9 protein-coding genes and 2 pseudogenes are annotated in these 15,767 nt (G+C 66.0%); 3 read left to right on the top strand and 8 right to left on the bottom strand.

The window, feature by feature from the left end; translation table 11 throughout:
- Position 1: 1 nt before the first annotated feature.
- Positions 2–556 carry a DUF3124 domain-containing protein gene (locus ACQR0U_RS07450; RefSeq protein ID WP_316184977.1) on the bottom strand — a complete coding sequence of 185 codons (555 nt, stop codon included), beginning with the start codon at positions 554–556 and terminating at the stop codon, positions 2–4.
- Positions 557–581: 25 nt separating this feature from the next.
- On the opposite strand from ACQR0U_RS07450, the gene ACQR0U_RS07455 reads away from it, so the two are divergent.
- The gene (locus tag ACQR0U_RS07455; RefSeq protein WP_315712180.1) at positions 582–2,309 is read left to right on the top strand and encodes a cation:proton antiporter; all 1,728 of its coding nucleotides are present in this window, start codon (positions 582–584) and stop codon (positions 2,307–2,309) included.
- 53 nt (positions 2,310–2,362) lie between these two features.
- A complete protein-coding gene (gene upp / locus ACQR0U_RS07460) occupies positions 2,363–2,998 on the top strand; it encodes a uracil phosphoribosyltransferase (RefSeq protein ID WP_315751689.1) in 636 nt (211 codons plus the stop codon).
- A 15-nt stretch (positions 2,999–3,013) separates the two neighbouring features.
- On the opposite strand, the gene ACQR0U_RS07465 is transcribed toward upp, so the two are convergent.
- The 5 genes and pseudogenes from ACQR0U_RS07465 to ACQR0U_RS07485 form a co-directional block, all read right to left on the bottom strand.
- A complete protein-coding gene (locus tag ACQR0U_RS07465; RefSeq protein ID WP_434842987.1) occupies positions 3,014–3,958 on the bottom strand; it encodes a DMT family transporter in 945 nt (314 codons plus the stop codon).
- A 57-nt stretch (positions 3,959–4,015) separates the two neighbouring features.
- Positions 4,016–4,921: pseudogene (locus ACQR0U_RS07470) on the bottom strand (NAD(P)-dependent oxidoreductase); the annotation flags it as partial.
- Positions 4,900–6,034, bottom strand: a protein-coding gene (gene prfB / locus ACQR0U_RS07475) for a peptide chain release factor 2 (protein ID WP_315712184.1) whose coding sequence is annotated in 2 segments (ribosomal slippage) — positions 4,900–5,964 and positions 5,966–6,034 — 1,134 coding nt in all. Because the reading frame shifts where the segments join, the coding sequence is not laid out codon by codon here. The pseudogene ACQR0U_RS07470 and the gene prfB, both read right to left, overlap by 22 nt.
- 125 nt (positions 6,035–6,159) lie before the next feature.
- Positions 6,160–8,667, bottom strand: a complete 2,508-nt coding sequence (locus tag ACQR0U_RS07480) for a penicillin-binding protein 1A (protein WP_315712186.1) — start codon at positions 8,665–8,667, stop codon at positions 6,160–6,162.
- A gap of 230 nt (positions 8,668–8,897) precedes the next feature.
- Entirely contained in the window at positions 8,898–10,220 is a 1,323-nt protein-coding gene (locus tag ACQR0U_RS07485; RefSeq protein ID WP_315751757.1) for an N-acetylmuramoyl-L-alanine amidase, read from the bottom strand.
- 805 nt (positions 10,221–11,025) lie between these two features.
- On the opposite strand from ACQR0U_RS07485, the gene ACQR0U_RS07490 reads away from it, so the two are divergent.
- Positions 11,026–14,271 (top strand): Rne/Rng family ribonuclease, encoded by a 3,246-nt coding sequence (locus tag ACQR0U_RS07490; protein WP_316225436.1) that lies wholly within the window; start codon positions 11,026–11,028, stop codon positions 14,269–14,271.
- Positions 14,272–14,387: 116 nt separating this feature from the next.
- Here ACQR0U_RS07490 and ACQR0U_RS07495 read toward each other — a convergent pair.
- Positions 14,388–14,540: pseudogene (locus ACQR0U_RS07495) on the bottom strand (dicarboxylate/amino acid:cation symporter); the annotation flags it as partial.
- A 7-nt stretch (positions 14,541–14,547) separates the two neighbouring features.
- A complete protein-coding gene (locus ACQR0U_RS07500) occupies positions 14,548–15,747 on the bottom strand; it encodes a pyridoxal phosphate-dependent aminotransferase (RefSeq protein WP_315826864.1) in 1,200 nt (399 codons plus the stop codon).
- Positions 15,748–15,767: the final 20 nt, after the last annotated feature.

Here is a 15,767-nt window from a genome sequence, read left to right on the forward strand (position 1 = left end):
CTCACCGCCCGGTCAGCCGGATCGGGCGGCCCTGACTGATGAAGGCGTAATAGCCGGCGCCGATGCCGCCGACCATCAGCGCCTCGACGACGGGCTCGGCGATCTCACCGGTCGCGGCCCAGTCGATGACGAAATTGGCGCCGGTGCCGCCGCGGGTGTCCTTGATGGGCACGAAGACCTCGACGGTCGCGAACGGCCTCAAGGCGACGGGCTCGCGCAGATGCGCCTCCACCAGCGTGCCGGCCGTATCGTAATAGTTGATGCGCCGGACGATCAGCGGCCGCTGCTCGGAGGCGTTGTGGATGCTCAGCGTCACCGAGAAATCGGCCTGGACCCGGCCCGGGGTCATCGCAACGCTGGAATAGACGGGGACATAGACGGCGCCCGTGACCGTGACCGGCTCCGCCGGAACTGGCGTCAGCGAGCTCGCGAAAGCGGTGGTCACGTCGTCGGCGGCCTGCGCCGCGCCGGCCGCAACAGCTGCGATGAGCAGCAGCGCGAATGCGCCGGTCCGGATGTGACAGATTGCGGGTTTCCTTGCGCGGCGGCGCGACATAAATTGCCGCCTTGGGGGTTGCTTCATGCATGAACTGATCGGCGACATCACGCTCTGCATCCTGTTTGCGTGGGTGCTTGGACTGGCGGCACATAGATGGCGCCAGCCCTCGATTCTCGCTTATCTGGTCGCGGGCTTCGCCATTGGCCCCTTCGGCACCGGCTGGGTCAAGTCCCAGGAGTCGATTTCGGTGATCTCCGAGCTCGGCCTGATCTTCATGCTGTTCATGATCGGGCTCGAGATCGACCTCAAGAAGATCATCCGTGCCGGCCCGGTGATTCTGATCGCCGGTGGGGTCCAACTGCTCGGGGGTGCCGCGCTCGGCATCCTGTTCTTCGTCGCGATCGGCATGCGGATGGGCGCCGAGAGCTACGACGCACTCTATCTCTGCGTCGCCTGCGCGCTGTCCTCGACCGTCATCATCGTCAAGGTGCTGTACGAGAAGCGCGAGCTCGACACCCTGCCCGGCCGCATCACGCTCGGCGTGCTCGTGCTGCAGGACGTGTTCGCGATCCTGTTCCTGGCGGTGCAGCCGAGCCTCGACGACCTCCATGTCAGCGTGATCCTGCTGTCGTTCGCCCGCGCCGGCACACTGGTCGCGATCGCCCTGCTCCTCAGCCGCTACGTCTTGCCGCCGGTGTTCCATCGCATCGCGCGTACTCCGGAGCTGATCCTGCTCGGCGCGCTGGCCTGGTGCTTCCTGATCGGCGAGATCGCTGAAAGGCTGCACCTGTCGCGCGAGATGGGCTCGCTGGTCGCGGGCGTCTCGCTGTCGACCTTCCCCTACGCGCTCGACGTCACCGCCAAGGTCACGACGTTGCGCGATTTCTTCATCACGCTGTTCTTCGTCGCGCTCGGCATGACGATCCCGATCCCGACGATGTCCGTGGTGGGGCTGGCGCTCGTGATCGCGCTGTTCACGGTGGCGAGCCGGCTGCTCACGACGTTCACGCCGCTCTACATGATGCGGCAGGGCCTGCGTGCCAGCCTGCTGCCGGCGCTCAACCTCGCCCAGATCAGCGAATTCTCGCTGGTGGTGATCCAGACCGGCGCCGCCGCCGGGCACCTCAAGAACGGCACGTCGAGCGCAGCGTCCTTTGCTTTCGTGCTGCTCGCCGTGCTCTCGACCTTCGTCATCGTACGCTCCGATCCGATCGCGCGGCGAAGTATCCCGCTGCTCAAGCGGATCGGTCTGCGCGACCTCGATGCAAGCAAGGATGGCGAGGCCGGACATGAGGGCGGACACGGCGCCGGACGGCCGATCGTTCTCCTCGGATTCTTCCGCACGGCAAGCGCGCTGCTCAGCGAGATCGAGCGCAACGAGCCAGCGCTGCTGGAGCAGATCGGCGTGGTCGATTTCAACCCCGTCGTCTTCCGAACCTTGTCCGATCGCGGCATCCAGGTGACCTATGGCGACATCAGCAACGTCGACACGCTGATTCATGCGGGGGTGGGCCAGGCCGAGCTGATCATCCTGAGTATCCCGGATTCGCTGCTCAAGGGTGCCAATAACGAAAAGCTGGTGCGCCATGTCCGCAGCATCAATGCAACGGCCAAGATCATCGCGACCGCCGACCTGCTCGCCGACGTCAACGACCTCTACGCTGCCGGCGCCGACTACGTGACCGTGCCGCGGCTCAGCGATGCGCAGGTGCTGCTCAACCTGATCCAGGACGTCAGCGCCGGGCTCCTCTCCGAGCGCCGCAGCCAGGCGGAGACGATGCTCGCCGACCGCCGCGAGGTGCTGCCATGAGCCTGGCACGCATCCATCTCCCACAGAACCTGCGATCCTGCTGGACTTGAATCATGGCAAACACGAGCGTTCACGTCGTCGATCACCCGCTGGTCCAGCACAAGCTCTCCTTGATGCGCGAGCGTGACCGCTCGACCAAGGGCTTCCGTGAGCTGTTGAACGAGATCGGCATGCTGCTAGCCTACGAGGTCACGCGCGACCTGCCGCTCGAGCTGGTCGACATCGAAACGCCGATCGCGCCGATGAAGGCGCCGAAGATCGCCGGCAAGAAGCTGACGCTTGCGCCAATCCTGCGCGCCGGCGTCGGCTTCCTCGACGGCATGCTGGCGCTGATGCCGTCCGCGCGCATCGCCCATATCGGACTCTACCGCGATCCCAACACGCTGCAGGCCATCGAGTACTACTTCAAGGCGCCGCAGGACCTGAGCGACCGCACGGTGATCCTGATGGACCCGATGCTCGCGACCGGCAACTCCGCCTGCGCGGCTGCCGAGCTGCTCAAGACGCGCGGCGCCCGCGACATCCGTTTCGTCTGCCTGCTGGCGGCACCGGAAGGCATCGCCAAGTTCGAGAAGGAGCATCCGGACATCCCGATCTGGACCGCGGCGATCGACGAGAAGCTGAATGACCACGCCTACATCGTGCCCGGTCTGGGCGACGCCGGCGATCGGATGTTCGGCACGAAGTGATGGTGCGCGTGCAGTTCAGCAGGACGGTCGCGGTGAAGGGCGAATGACGCTGAAGATGCGACCGTCGATCACCAGCAGCGCACTCCCGATCACCAGCGCGCCGCTGATCTCTCCCAACGAGATGCTTTCGCCGAGCACCAGCGACCCGAGCAGGATTGTCGTCAACGGGATCAACAACGTCACCAGCATCACGTTGGTCGCCCCGGAGCGGCGCAGGATTTGGAAGAACACGATATAGGCGAACGCCGTCGACAGCGCCGCAAGGCTTATGACCGCGACCCAGGTCTGCAGTCCGGGAAGCGGGAGACGCCAGGGCTGGTCGACCGCGCCGGCGACCATCAGCATCATCACGCTGGACGCCGAGAGCTGGAAGGTGGCGGTTGCAAGCGGCGGCGAATGGGCGAGATGGCGGCGCACCAGCAGCGCGGCGATGCCGTAGCTGAGCGACGCGCCAAGACCGAACAGAATGCCGTAGCCGCCTGCCGAGCCGCCGAGCCCCGGTCCGCCCCGCAGGATCACGACCCCGACGAGGCCGACGACCAGACCCGCTGCCCGCCGGGCCGACAGCCTTTCCTCTCCCGCGGCGGCCATCACCACGATTGTGAACAGCGGCGTCGTCGCATTGAGGACAGCAGCAAGGCCGGAGGTGATGAACGTCTGGCCGATCACGATCAGGCAGAATGGCACGACATTGTTGAACAGCGCCACGGCAAGGAACGGCAGCCAGCCGACAATCCCCTTGGGAAAGCCGAGCCCACGCAGTCGCGCCACCGGCAGCAGAATCGCCGCCGCCAGCACGATGCGCAGCAGCACCAGCGTCAGCGGGGGCAATTCCTTCAAGGCGAGGCCGTTGAAGATGAACGATCCGCTCCACAGCAGCGAGAGCAGGCAGAGCAGCGACCAGTCCCGCGCGTCCATGCTCTCGTTCTGGGATGTCATCGCCGCAAACCGCTGTTTCATCTGCGCGAGCCTTGCAGGCGAAGCCTCGCGCCGTCCACCCGCTTTCCGTTGGTGTGCCTACGGCATGGATCTCGGCCGCGACACCAGCTCGATCATGCGGCCTTCGTCCTCATCCGGCATCGCCGCCTTCGCCCGCGCATAAGCATCGACGGCTGCCTGGGCCATGATGGGACGCTCACCAAGCAGCTGCTCGGCGAGCTGCAGCGCATAGGCTGCATCCTTGTGACGGAGCGCCGCGGTGAAGCTTGCATCGGCGAAGTTGCGCGCGATCATGCGCGGCGCGTGGCGCAGAACCTGGGGGCTCGCCGCGACGCCGCTCTGGATTGCCTCCAGCACGAGCTTCATGTCGAGGCCGGCCTGCTCGGCGATTGCGAGCCCCTCCGCAAGACCTGCGATCTGCATCGCGCCAAGCAGGTTGTTGATCAGCTTGTAGACTGTCCCGGCGCCCACGGGCCCGAAATGGCGAATGGTCGAGCCGATCGGCGCCAGATACGGCCGCGCGCGGTCGAGATCGGCAGCGTCGGCACCGACCAGCAAGGTCAGCTTGCCGCTCGCGGCCGCGTCGGGCAGCCCGGTCACCGGGCAGTCGAGATAGGTCACGCCGCGCGCATCCAGCTCGCGCGACAGACGCAGCGCATGGTCGCGCGATACGGTCGAGCATTCGATCGCGATCGTGCCGACCCGCATGGTGGCCGCGGCGCCATCCGGCCCGAGCCAAACCGCGCGCGAGGCGTCGTCATCAGCCACCATCGTAACGACCGCATCGGCATCGATTGCCGCATCAGCTGGCGAGGTCGACCAGCGCGCGCCGCGCGCGATCAGATCCTCCGCCTTCGCCCGGCTGCGATTCCAGACCGCCACGGAATAGCCTGCGTCGAGATAACGACCGGCCATACCATGGCCCATGCGCCCGAGCCCGATGAAGGCAACGCGCGCCACGCTCAATCGACGTCCTCGATCGCAGCGCCTGGCGTCGTGCCGAACGCGCGCTGCGCCAGCGTCGCCGCCATGAACTCGTCGAGATCGCCGTCGAGCACGCCGGCGGTGTCGGACGTCTGCACGCCCGTGCGCAGATCCTTCACCATCTGATACGGCTGCAGCACGTAGGAGCGGATCTGGTGGCCCCAACCGATCTCGGTCTTGGCCGCCTGGTCGGCCGCAGCTTTCTCCTCGCGCTTCTTCAGCTCGATCTCATAGAGGCGTGCGCGCAGCATGTCCCAGGCCTGGGCGCGATTCTTGTGCTGTGACCGGCCAGCCTGACAGACCACGGCAACGCCGGTTGGGATGTGCGTCAGCCGGACCGCCGATTCGGTCTTGTTGACGTGCTGGCCGCCGGCGCCACCGGACCGCATGGTGTCGACGCGGACATCGGACTCCTTGATGTCGATCTTGATGCTGTCGTCGATGACCGGGAAGATCTGCACCGAAGAGAACGAGGTGTGGCGGCGTGCATTCGAATCGAACGGAGAGATTCGGACCAAGCGATGCACGCCGGCTTCAGTCTTCAGCCAACCATAGGCATTATGCCCGGAGATCTGGATGGTCGCCGACTTGATGCCGGCCTCTTCGCCCAACGATTCTTCGAGATACTCGATCTTGAAACCGTGCTTCTCGGCCCATCGGGCGTACATGCGCAGCAGCATCTGCGCCCAGTCCTGGCTCTCGGTGCCGCCGGCGCCGGCATGGACCTCGAGATAGGTGTCGAACTTGTCGGCTTCGCCGGACAGGAGCGCCTCGAGCTCGCGCCGCGCGACCTCCTTCTTCAGCTCCTTCAGCGCATTCTCGGCTTCAGTGACGACACCGGGATCGTTCTCGGCCTCGCCAAGCTCGATCATCTCGATATTGTCGCTGAGCTCACGTTCGACCTTGCCAATGCCGGTGAGCGAATCCTCCAGCGAGGTCCGCTCCTGCATCAGCCGCTGAGCTTTTTGGGGGTCGTTCCAGAGATTGGGGTCTTCGGCGAGCTTGTTCAGCTCGGCCAGCCTTGCCGTCGATGTCTCGACGTCAAAGATGCCTCCTCAGCAGCCCGACCGACTGCTTGATCTCTTCTACGATTTTCTCGATTTCCGCGCGCATGTCGCTCTCTTCAGGCCACGGCTCGAAGCGCCGCAGCATCGTCTCTCACAGGGGATGTAACGGCGCTCGGCGCAAAGCGCAATCGCTCTGCACCGCACCGACATCAGTTTCAGCCGGCCCAATGCCTAATAGAGGCTTCCCGTGCCTGGACGGATGATGAAGCTGCCAGCATCAGGCTGGCCGCCGCTCTGCGACGGCATCACGCGTCCATCGGCGTCGGCGACACCGATGACCGAGTAGTTGTCCGGCGGCGCCGTACCAGGTTTGAACGCTTCCATGATCGTGCGGCCGCCGTCGCCAGGGCTCGCGCGCATGCCAGTCTTGGCATCGACACGGACCAGCTTGATGCCGGCCGGGATCTTGAAGGGCGTGGCCGGCTTGTCGGCCAGCGCGAGCTTCATGAAGTCTTTTGCGATCGGCGCGGCCAGATGACCGCCGGTCGCAGCATTACCCCTACCGAGCGGCCGGGGCTTGTCGTAACCCATGTAGATGGCGACGGCGAGGTCCGGCGAGAAGCCGACGAACCATGCGTCCTTGGCCTCGTTGGTGGTGCCGGTCTTGCCGGCGATCGGCTTGCCGACCTCCTTCAGCACGGTCGCCGTGCCCGCCTGCACCACGCCCTCGAGCATCGAGGTGATCTGGTAGGCCGTCATCGTATCCAGAACCTGCTCCCGGCGGTCGACCAGCTGCGGCTCGCTCTGGTTCTTCCAGCCGTCCGGTGCGTCGCAGCCGCGGCACTCGCGGGCATCATGCTTGAAGATGGTGTGGCCGTAGCGGTCCTGGATGCGGTCGATCAAGGTCGGCTTCACCCGACGGCCGCCATTGGCGATCATCGAATAGGCCGTGACCATGCGCATGGCCGTGGTTTCGCCGGCGCCGAGGGCGTAGGAGAGGTAATTCGGCAGCTCGTCATAGACTCCGAACCGCTTGGCGTATTCGGAAATCAGCGGCATGCCGACGTCCTGCGCGAGACGCACGGTCACCGTGTTCAGCGACAGACGCAGCGCGTTGCGCAAGGTCGTGGGCCCGAGATATTTGCCGTTCGAGAAGTTGTCGGGGCGCCAGACCTGCCCGCCCTGCCCCTGGTCGATCTCGATTGGTGCGTCGACGACCTGGGTCGACGGCGTATAGCCGTTGTCGAGCGCCGAAGAATAGACGATCGGCTTGAATGACGATCCGGGCTGCCGGTAGGCCTGTGTTGCGCGGTTGAACTGGCTCTGGTCGAAGGAGAAGCCGCCGACCATCGCGAGCACACGGCCGGTGTTCGGGTCCATGGCAACCATCGCGCCGGACACTTCGGGCAGTTGCTCGAGGCGATACTGGCCTTCGACCGGATTGCCTTCCTTGTACAGCGGATCGGCATAGATCACGTCGCCCGGCTGCAGCACCTGGGCGACCGACGTCGGCACCTTGCCACGGCCATTAGCCGTCGCAGCCCGCGCCCATTTCACGCCGTCAAGCGTGATCAGGCCAGTCTGGCGTTCCTTGCTGACGGCGCCGCCGAGTTCGCGCGGCGGCTGGAAGCCGATGCGGGCGGACTGGTCACTGGTCTCGAGCACCACGGCCATCCGCCACGGTGAGATGTCCGAGAGCGATTTGATGTCGGCGAGCTTCACCCCCCAATCGCCCGAAGTATCGAGCTTGGAGACAGGCCCGCGATAGCCCTGCTCCTGGTCGTACCTCACGAGTCCGGCGACCATGGCCTTGCGCGCCATGACCTGAATCTTCGGATCGAGCGTCGTCCGGACGGACAGGCCGCCTTCGTAGAGCTTCTTCTCGCCATAGCGCTCGAAGATGTCGCGGCGAACTTCCTCGGCGAAATATTCACCCGCAAAGATGTGGGCGCCGGTGTTGCGGCTCGCGATCGTCAGCGGATCCTTGCGCGCCTTGTCGGCGTCGGCCTGCTTGATCCAGCCGTTCTCGAGCAGACGATCGACGACGTAGTTGCGGCGCTCGATGGCGCGGTCGCGATTGCGGATCGGATGCAGGCTGCCCGGCATCTTCGGCAGCGCGGCGAGATAGGACGCCTCCGCCACGGTGAGCTCGTTCACCGACTTGTCGAAATAGACCAGCGACGCCGCGGCGATGCCATAGGCGCCCGAGCCGAGATAGATCTCGTTGAGATAGAGCTCGAGAATCTTGTCCTTCGAGTAGGTGCGCTCGATGCGCATCGCCAGCAGCGCTTCCTTGATCTTGCGGGCGAACGACACCTCGTTGGTCAACAGGAAGTTCTTGGCGACCTGCTGGGTGATGGTGGAGGCGCCCTGCGGACGGCGATTGGAGCCGAAGTTCTGGGCGTAGACCACGGCGGCGCGCGCCATGCCGGTGAAATCGATGCCGCCATGCTCGTAGAAGTTCTTGTCCTCGGCGGCGAGGAAGGCGTTGATCACGAGCTTGGGAACCGCCTGGATCGGCAGGTACAGCCGGCGCTCCCGGGCATATTCACCGACCAGCGAGCCGTCGACCGCGTGCACGCGCGTCATCACCGGCGGCTCATAATCCTGCAACTGGGAGTAGTCAGGCAGGTCCTTGGAAAAATGCCAGATCAGGCCGGCCGCTGCTGCCACACCGACCAGGAACAAGACGGTACCGGCCGCGAACAGGAAGCCCAAAAACCGCACCAGAAAGCGCATCGGCGAATATCCGTTCCAACTCTTGTTTCGTCTCTCGGCTCGGACGCGGCGCACCCACAGGCGCTACCGCCAAAAATCACACGGTCGGCTGCAATGCCGCGTGACCCATGCCAGAGAAACGCATGGTCAAGCCTATCAGCGGTCAAGCCTATCACAAGTCTGCCGAGAAGGAATCCTCACTGATTCCGGGTGCCTCGCAGCACGTTTATACGGATGTTGCTGTGGCCAAACTAGGGCTTTGCGCGTACCGCCGCCGGCTTGTCCGGCCTCTCGGGGCCCGCGTTGGCGATGCGCTTGGCCAGAAAGGCATCGATCGCCCGCGCCATTGCGTCCGCCGTGCGCGACCGCCATGCGTCGGAGACCAGGTTCCCCATATCGCCCTTATTGGAGACATAGCCGAGTTCGACCAGCACGGATGGCACGTCGGGCGCCTTGAGCACGCGGAAACCGGCCGATTTCAGCGGGCGCTTATGCATATGCACCGCCGTCTTCATGTCGTTCATCAGCACACGGGCGAACCTGTTGGAAAACGTGCGGGTTTCCCGGCGGGCCAGATCGATCAGGATGTCGGCGACGTCAGCCGGCTCCTCGGTCAGATTGACCCCGCCGATCTGGTCGGCCCGGTTCTCGGCCTCGGCCAGCCGTTCCGCCTCGACGTCGGACGCCTTGTCCGACAGCGTATAGATGGTCGCGCCCTGCGCAGTGCCCTCACCTCGCGGCAGCGCATCGGCGTGGATGGAGACGAACAGAGCCGCCGACTGCTTCTGGGCGATGCGGACCCGGTCTCCAAGCGGGATGAAGGTGTCGTCGTCGCGAGTCATGATCACGCGGAACTTGCCCGACCGTTCCAGCCGGTCGCGCAGCGCCTGGCCGAAGGCGAGCACCAGATTCTTCTCCGGCACCTCGCCGCCCTGGGTGCCGTAGTCGATACCACCATGACCGGGGTCGATCACGACCACGGGCCGGGTGTCCGGCGGACCATCCGTCGGAGGGGGGGCGATGGCGACCGTCGTCGGCGGCGGCCGGACTGCCGGCGCGGGGTTTCCTGCGACCGCGACCGACGCCGTCGCGGAACCTGAATCGGCAGGCCTGGGCGCAAGACGGCTGTCGCTGCCGATGGCGCGGGCGAAGGTCGCCTCGTCGACCTCCTCCAGTTCGAGCACCAGCCGCGGCGGCTGACCGTTGGCGGCATCCAGCACCGTGGAGTTGGCGATTCGAGCCGGGCCGGTGAGATCGAAGACGATGCGGGACCCACCGGGCATCACCATCCCATAGCGGAACGCCTTCACCAAACCACGGCCGCTGGTCCCGGCTCCAGTGGGCAGATGAAAGCTGACCTGGGGCAGGTCGACGACGACGCGATAGGGTTCGCTGAGCAGGAAGGTTCGAAACGGCACCGTCCGGTCGAGATCGAGCACGAATCGGGTCTGTCGGGAATCGCCGGCGACCCGTGCGTCGGTGGCGATGGGGAACCCGGGCCCGACCACGGCAGGCGGCACCTGGCCGACCGGCCCGCTCTGGGCGCGGGCCGGAATGACCGCCGCACATAACATTTGCGTGACGCACAGCGACGCGCATCCCAGCAAGGAAAGGTAATTCGCCCGGCCAATTGCCAAATCGATGCCTCCGCGGGATCGTCTTACCGCAACCAATCCCAGGGGTTAACCGCCAAATTTTGTCATTTTCGTTAAAGGCCACCGATTGTTGCGGTTCCGCGACGCTTCGCTTGCGCGACCTGACCATTCCTCGTATGTACGAAGGGCTGAAGGCTAATCCTTACTGCCGGTTGTGTCGCGTTCAACCTCCGGTGAAACGCCGGAAGCTTCGTGATCGGGGTGCTCGATATCGGGTCCTCGGTCGTTGCGAAGAGTCCAGCGCCTTTCCGACGCTCCACCAAAGCCTGCGCGATCCCGCGCGGCCGCAACGGAGAGCCGGTCACGAGCCGAGTGGCGCCTGTCAGGGCGCCTCCTCGCAGAGACCGCCCGGGCACCAGGTCAGACACGGTATAGCCTGATACCGCACCCGTGACAGGGTGGGTATTCGATCCAGGCAAGCGTTTCGGCGCAATCTGGCCTTCGGCAACAGAGAAGGCGGCACCCGCTGCCGCCCACATATTCCAGACGGGCCGACGCTTGATGCGCCAGACTGAGTTGCCAACCATGACCAGCGGACGATCCGCGCCGATGCGGGGCCAGACCCCCGTCCGGCCAATCGCCCCGCCGGCATCAGGGTTGGCGCGGCGCGACCAGCTGCGTTTAGGCCTTCCCCTCACCCCCGAATCAGGTGGACCGTCGCGTCATCCGACAGCGCGCCACGCGCTCGCGGCCAATCGCGCCCGTCGCCTCCAAGAGTTCCAATATGCCCAACAAGATGTTGATCGATGCTACCCACCCGGAAGAGACCCGGGTCGTTGTCGTCCGCGGCAACCGCGTCGAGGAATTTGATTTCGAAACGGCCCAACGCAAGCAGCTCCGCGGCAACATCTACCTGGCCAAGGTTACCCGGGTCGAGCCCTCGCTGCAGGCCGCCTTCGTCGAGTATGGCGGCAACCGCCACGGCTTCCTGGCCTTCAGCGAAATCCATCCGGACTACTATCAGATCCCGGTCGCCGACCGGCAGGCTCTGATCGAGGCCGAGGAGCGCGCGCACCGCGAAGCCGAAGAGGAAAGCGAGAACCGCTCCAACCGCCGCCGCAACCGGCACCGCAGTTCACGGCGCCGCGGCAGCGGCGAACGGGTCCAGAGCGAGATCGTCGAGGTCGCCGAGGCGGGCCTCCCTGCCCCGACCGAAGGGCACGAGGCCGACCACGAGGCGCAAGACCACCGCGCCTATGCGCAGGACGATCAGCCGCACGCCGACGCGACCGCTCCCAGCGAGGCGCAGGGCTTCTCCGAAGGCCCGGTCGAGGCTCAAGGTCGGGACGCCTCGGGCGAAGCTTGGCAGGGCGCAGCCGACGAATCGCGCGAGCATGCCGACCGCCAGCCTGATGCCGTCGCCGCGCAGGACCATGACGCTGCTGCCGAGCAGCCCTCCGGCGAAGCTGCGGAGGCCGCGAGCGCGCAGACCGGCGGCTCGCACCCTGCCGAGGCGGCCAGCCCGGCTGTCGCGGCAGACGAGCACGACGACGAGCATGACCATGAGCACCACGGTCACGACGAGCATCATGACGGCGAGCACGAGCATGATGAGCACGAACATCACGAATACCACCATCATGAGCATGATCACGATGAGCACGACGACGATGACGTCGCTGCCGTGGGCGAACATGCTGATCACGGCGTCACCATCGTGCCCGGCGACGAGAACGGCTCCGACACCGCGTCCGGCGACCATGAGGACGACGAGGACGACGGCGAGGAGATCGAGGAAGAGCTCGTCGAATCCGTCGGCGGCGATGACGTGCTGGAGGAAGTGCCGGAGCGCACCTTCCGTCCGCGCCGGCAGTACAAGATCCAGGAAGTCATCAAGCGCCGCCAGGTGATGCTGGTGCAGGTCGTGAAGGAGGAGCGCGGCAACAAGGGCGCGGCGCTGACGACCTATCTGTCGCTGGCCGGCCGCTATGCCGTGCTGATGCCCAACACGGCGCGCGGTGGCGGCATCAGCCGCAAGATCACCTCGGCGCAGGACCGCTCGCGCCTGAAGGAAGTGGTGCAGGACCTCGACGTGCCCGAGGGCATGGGCGTGATCCTGCGCACCGCCGGCGCCAACCGCACCAAGCCCGAGATCAAGCGCGACTTCGAATATCTGCTGCGTCTCTGGGAAACGGTCCGCGACATGACCCTGAAGTCGCAGGCCCCGACCCTCGTGTATGAGGAAGGCTCGCTGATCAAGCGCTCGCTGCGCGACCTCTACAACAAGGAGATCGACGAGATCCTCGTGGCCGGCGAAGACGGCTACCGCGAGGCGCACGATTTCATGAAGATGCTGATGCCGACCAATGTCCGGGCGGTGAAGCAGTATCGCGACGGCCAGCCGCTGTTCTCCCGGATGGGCGTCGAGAGCCAGCTCGACGCGATGTTCTCGCCGACCGTGCAGCTGCGCTCGGGCGGCTATATCGTGCTCAACCAGACCGAGGCGCTGGTCTCGATCGACGTGAACTCCGGCCGCGCCACGCGCGAGCATCACATCGAGGACACAGCGCTCAAGACCAATATGGAGGCGGCCGAGGAAGTGGCGCGGCAGCTCCGTTTGCGCGACCTGGCCGGGCTGATCGTCATCGACTTCATCGACATGGACGAGAAGCGCAACAACCGCTCCGTGGAACGCAAGCTGTCGGACTGCCTGCGGCAGGATCGCGCGCGCATCCAGGTCGGCCGGATCTCGCATTTCGGCCTTCTGGAGATGTCGCGGCAGCGCATCCGGGCCAGCGTGCTCGAAAGCTCGACCGAGCCGTGCGCGCATTGCGGCGGCACCGGTCACGTGCGCTCGGTGTCCTCGGTGGCGCTGCAACTGCTGCGCAGCCTCGAAGAGACGCTGATGAAGGGCGCCACCCACAATCTCGTGGTCCGCACCCGCACCGAGGTGGCGCTCTACGTGCTCAATCACAAGCGCGGCCATCTGCGTGACCTCGAGAACAGCTTCAAGGTCTCGCTCGCCGTCATCGCCGATCCGAGCGTGAGCGGCCAGCAATCCTTCATCATCGATCGGGGCGAGCAGGTGCACACGCTCGAGGCCGCCAAGGCGCTGCTCGCCGCGCAGGCCTCCGCCCCGCCGCTGGCGGCCGAGGAAATCTACGACGAGGAAGAACCGTTCGATATCGAGACGGAATCCGAGGTCGAGACCGAGGAGACCGAAGGCCTGTCCGAGGACGCAGCCGACGGCAGCGCAGCCGAAGGCGAGCGGGACGGCGCGCGCCGCAAGCGGCGACGGCGCCGGCGTGGCCGCGGCAGCGAGGCCCGCGAGGGCGCGCTCCCAGAAGGCACGGCCGGACTGCAGCCCGCCGAGCCGGGCTCTGCCGCCGAGCAGTCAGCCGAGGACACCGACGGCGAAGACGACGAGTCGGAGGAACAGCCTGCGTTCGCACAAGGCGAGCAGACGGATCAGCCTGGCGGCGAGCGGCGTCCGCGCCGGCGTGGACGCCGCGGCGGTCGTCGTCGGCGCGGTGGCGCGGAAGAAGGTCTCGCCGCGTCGATCGGCGACGAGCTCGCGCCGGCTTCGGCATCGGAGGCAGAGGCCGCCGTGGCCGATTTCGACGGCAATGGCGCTTCCCACCACGACGAGGAAGAGCCGGCAGAACCTGCGGCGCCGGTCCATGCGTCGGCCGCAACCGAGGCCGATGAGTCAGTCGCTGGCGCCTCCGTGCCCATGCCACAGGCTGCTCCGGGGCAGCCCGAAGTGCAGCAGAGCGAGGCTCCGAAGACGGAATCCGAGAAGACCCCACGCCGTTCGACGGTTCGCGAGAAGGTCAGCTTCCTCACCGAGCCGAGGCCGGAGGGCGCGGTTTCAGCCGTCAACGTCGCCGAGAGCAGCGCACCCACTCCGGCTGTCGACGTCGCGGCGTCCGGACCGGTTGCCTCCGAACCGGCGGCCACCGATTCCTCGTCCCCTGCGGCCCCGCGCCGGGCCGGCTGGTGGTCCCGCCGTTTCGGTGGCGGGCAGTAAGCCCCCGCTCTCCGACGCTTCGATGCAAAACGCCCGGCCAGATTGGCCGGGCGTTGTTCATATGGCGTTCTTCGTATGGCGATCGTTCTTGACCGTGACGACCGACCGGAGGCCGCTCAGCCGGTCGTCACGGCCGGCTCGACATCCGACGGATCGATCTGCTGATTGAGCCGTCGCTGCAGGAGATCATGGTCGAGTTCGTCTTCGCGCCACGAGACGAACACGGCGGCGATGCCGTTGCCGATGATGTTGGTCAGTGCACGCGGCTCGCGCGCCCTAGCCTAACCAGCGCGCGATCCGGGCCACCGCCTCACGCATGTCCTCGGCCGAACGCGCATAGGAAAAGCGCACGAAGCTGCGGCCGTGGATCGGATCGAAGTCGACGCCCGGCGTGGCCGCCACATGGGTCTCCTCCAGCATCCGCTTGGCGAAGTCGAAACTGTCGGAGGTGAAGTCGGACACGTCGGCATAGAGGTAGAAGGCGCCGTCGGCCGGCAGGAACCGGGTCAGGCCGGCCTTCGGGAAACCCTCGATCAGGATGTGCCGGTTCTCCTGGTAACCGTGCTTGATGGCCTCCATTTCGGTCCGGCCGTCGAACGCCGCTTCCGCCGCGATCTGCGACAGGGTCGGAACCGAGATCGCGAGGTTCTGTTGCAGACGCTCGATCGGCCGCACCAGCGCATCTGGCACCACCATCCAGCCGATGCGCCAGCCCGTCATGCAGAAGTACTTCGAGAACGAGTTGATGATCAGGGCCTCGCGCGACAGCTCCGCCGCCGTCACCGCCGGAAACGCGTAGTCCAGACCATGATAGATCTCGTCGGAGATGAAGCGGATGCCGGCGTCGCGTGCGGCTGCGATGACACCGCCCAGCGCCTCACGCGACATCATGGTGCCGGTCGGATTGGCGGGACTTGCCACCAGCACACCCTTCAGCGGCGTCTTGCGGTGCGCGGCGAGCAGCGCTTCGCCGGTCAGGGCGTGACGGTTCTCCGCCGTGGTCTCGATCAGCACCGGCTCGCAGCCCAGCGCCGTCAGGATATGGCGATAGGGCGGATAGCCCGGCACGGTCACGGCCACGCGGTCGCCGGGCTCGAACATGGCCAGGAACGCCAGGATGAATCCGGCCGAGGATCCCGTCGTGATCACGATCCGCGCCGGATCGACCTCGCAAGCGTGCGTCTCGCGATAGTGCCGCGCGATTCGCTGTCGCAGCGACAGCAGACCGAGCGCCGAGGTGTAGTCGATGCGGGCCTGATCGAGCGCGGCATGCGCGGCCGCAATGGCCGCTCGTGGCGCAGGCGCCGCCGGTTGGCCGACCTCCATGTGGATGACATGTCCACCGCCCGCCTCGATCCGCTCGGCCGCAGCCATCACGTCCATCACCATGAACGGCGGAACATTGCTGCGCGCGGACGGTGCCGTCAGGTCGGCGATCCGCTGTTCCAATGTCGGTATCACTGTCGCATCCACCATCGATATCTGCTATTGACCCC

It is taken from the genome of Bradyrhizobium sp. HKCCYLRH3097 (genome assembly GCF_051167875.1).
Classification (GTDB): Bacteria; Pseudomonadota; Alphaproteobacteria; order Rhizobiales; family Xanthobacteraceae; genus Bradyrhizobium.

Excerpts from the sequence above, each read along its gene's own strand:
- ACQR0U_RS07500 (WP_315826864.1), bottom strand. The coding sequence starts at position 15,747 with ATGGTGGATGCGACAGTGATACCGACATTGGAACAGCGGATCGCCGAC.
- upp (WP_315751689.1), top strand. The coding sequence starts at position 2,363 with ATGGCAAACACGAGCGTTCACGTCGTCGATCACCCGCTGGTCCAGCAC.
- ACQR0U_RS07480 (WP_315712186.1), bottom strand. The coding sequence starts at position 8,667 with ATGCGCTTTCTGGTGCGGTTTTTGGGCTTCCTGTTCGCGGCCGGTACC.
- ACQR0U_RS07450 (WP_316184977.1), bottom strand. The coding sequence starts at position 556 with ATGTCGCGCCGCCGCGCAAGGAAACCCGCAATCTGTCACATCCGGACC.
- ACQR0U_RS07485 (WP_315751757.1), bottom strand. The coding sequence starts at position 10,220 with ATGTTATGTGCGGCGGTCATTCCGGCCCGCGCCCAGAGCGGGCCGGTC.
- ACQR0U_RS07455 (WP_315712180.1), top strand. The coding sequence starts at position 582 with ATGCATGAACTGATCGGCGACATCACGCTCTGCATCCTGTTTGCGTGG.
- ACQR0U_RS07490 (WP_316225436.1), top strand. The coding sequence starts at position 11,026 with ATGCCCAACAAGATGTTGATCGATGCTACCCACCCGGAAGAGACCCGG.
- ACQR0U_RS07465 (WP_434842987.1), bottom strand. The coding sequence starts at position 3,958 with ATGAAACAGCGGTTTGCGGCGATGACATCCCAGAACGAGAGCATGGAC.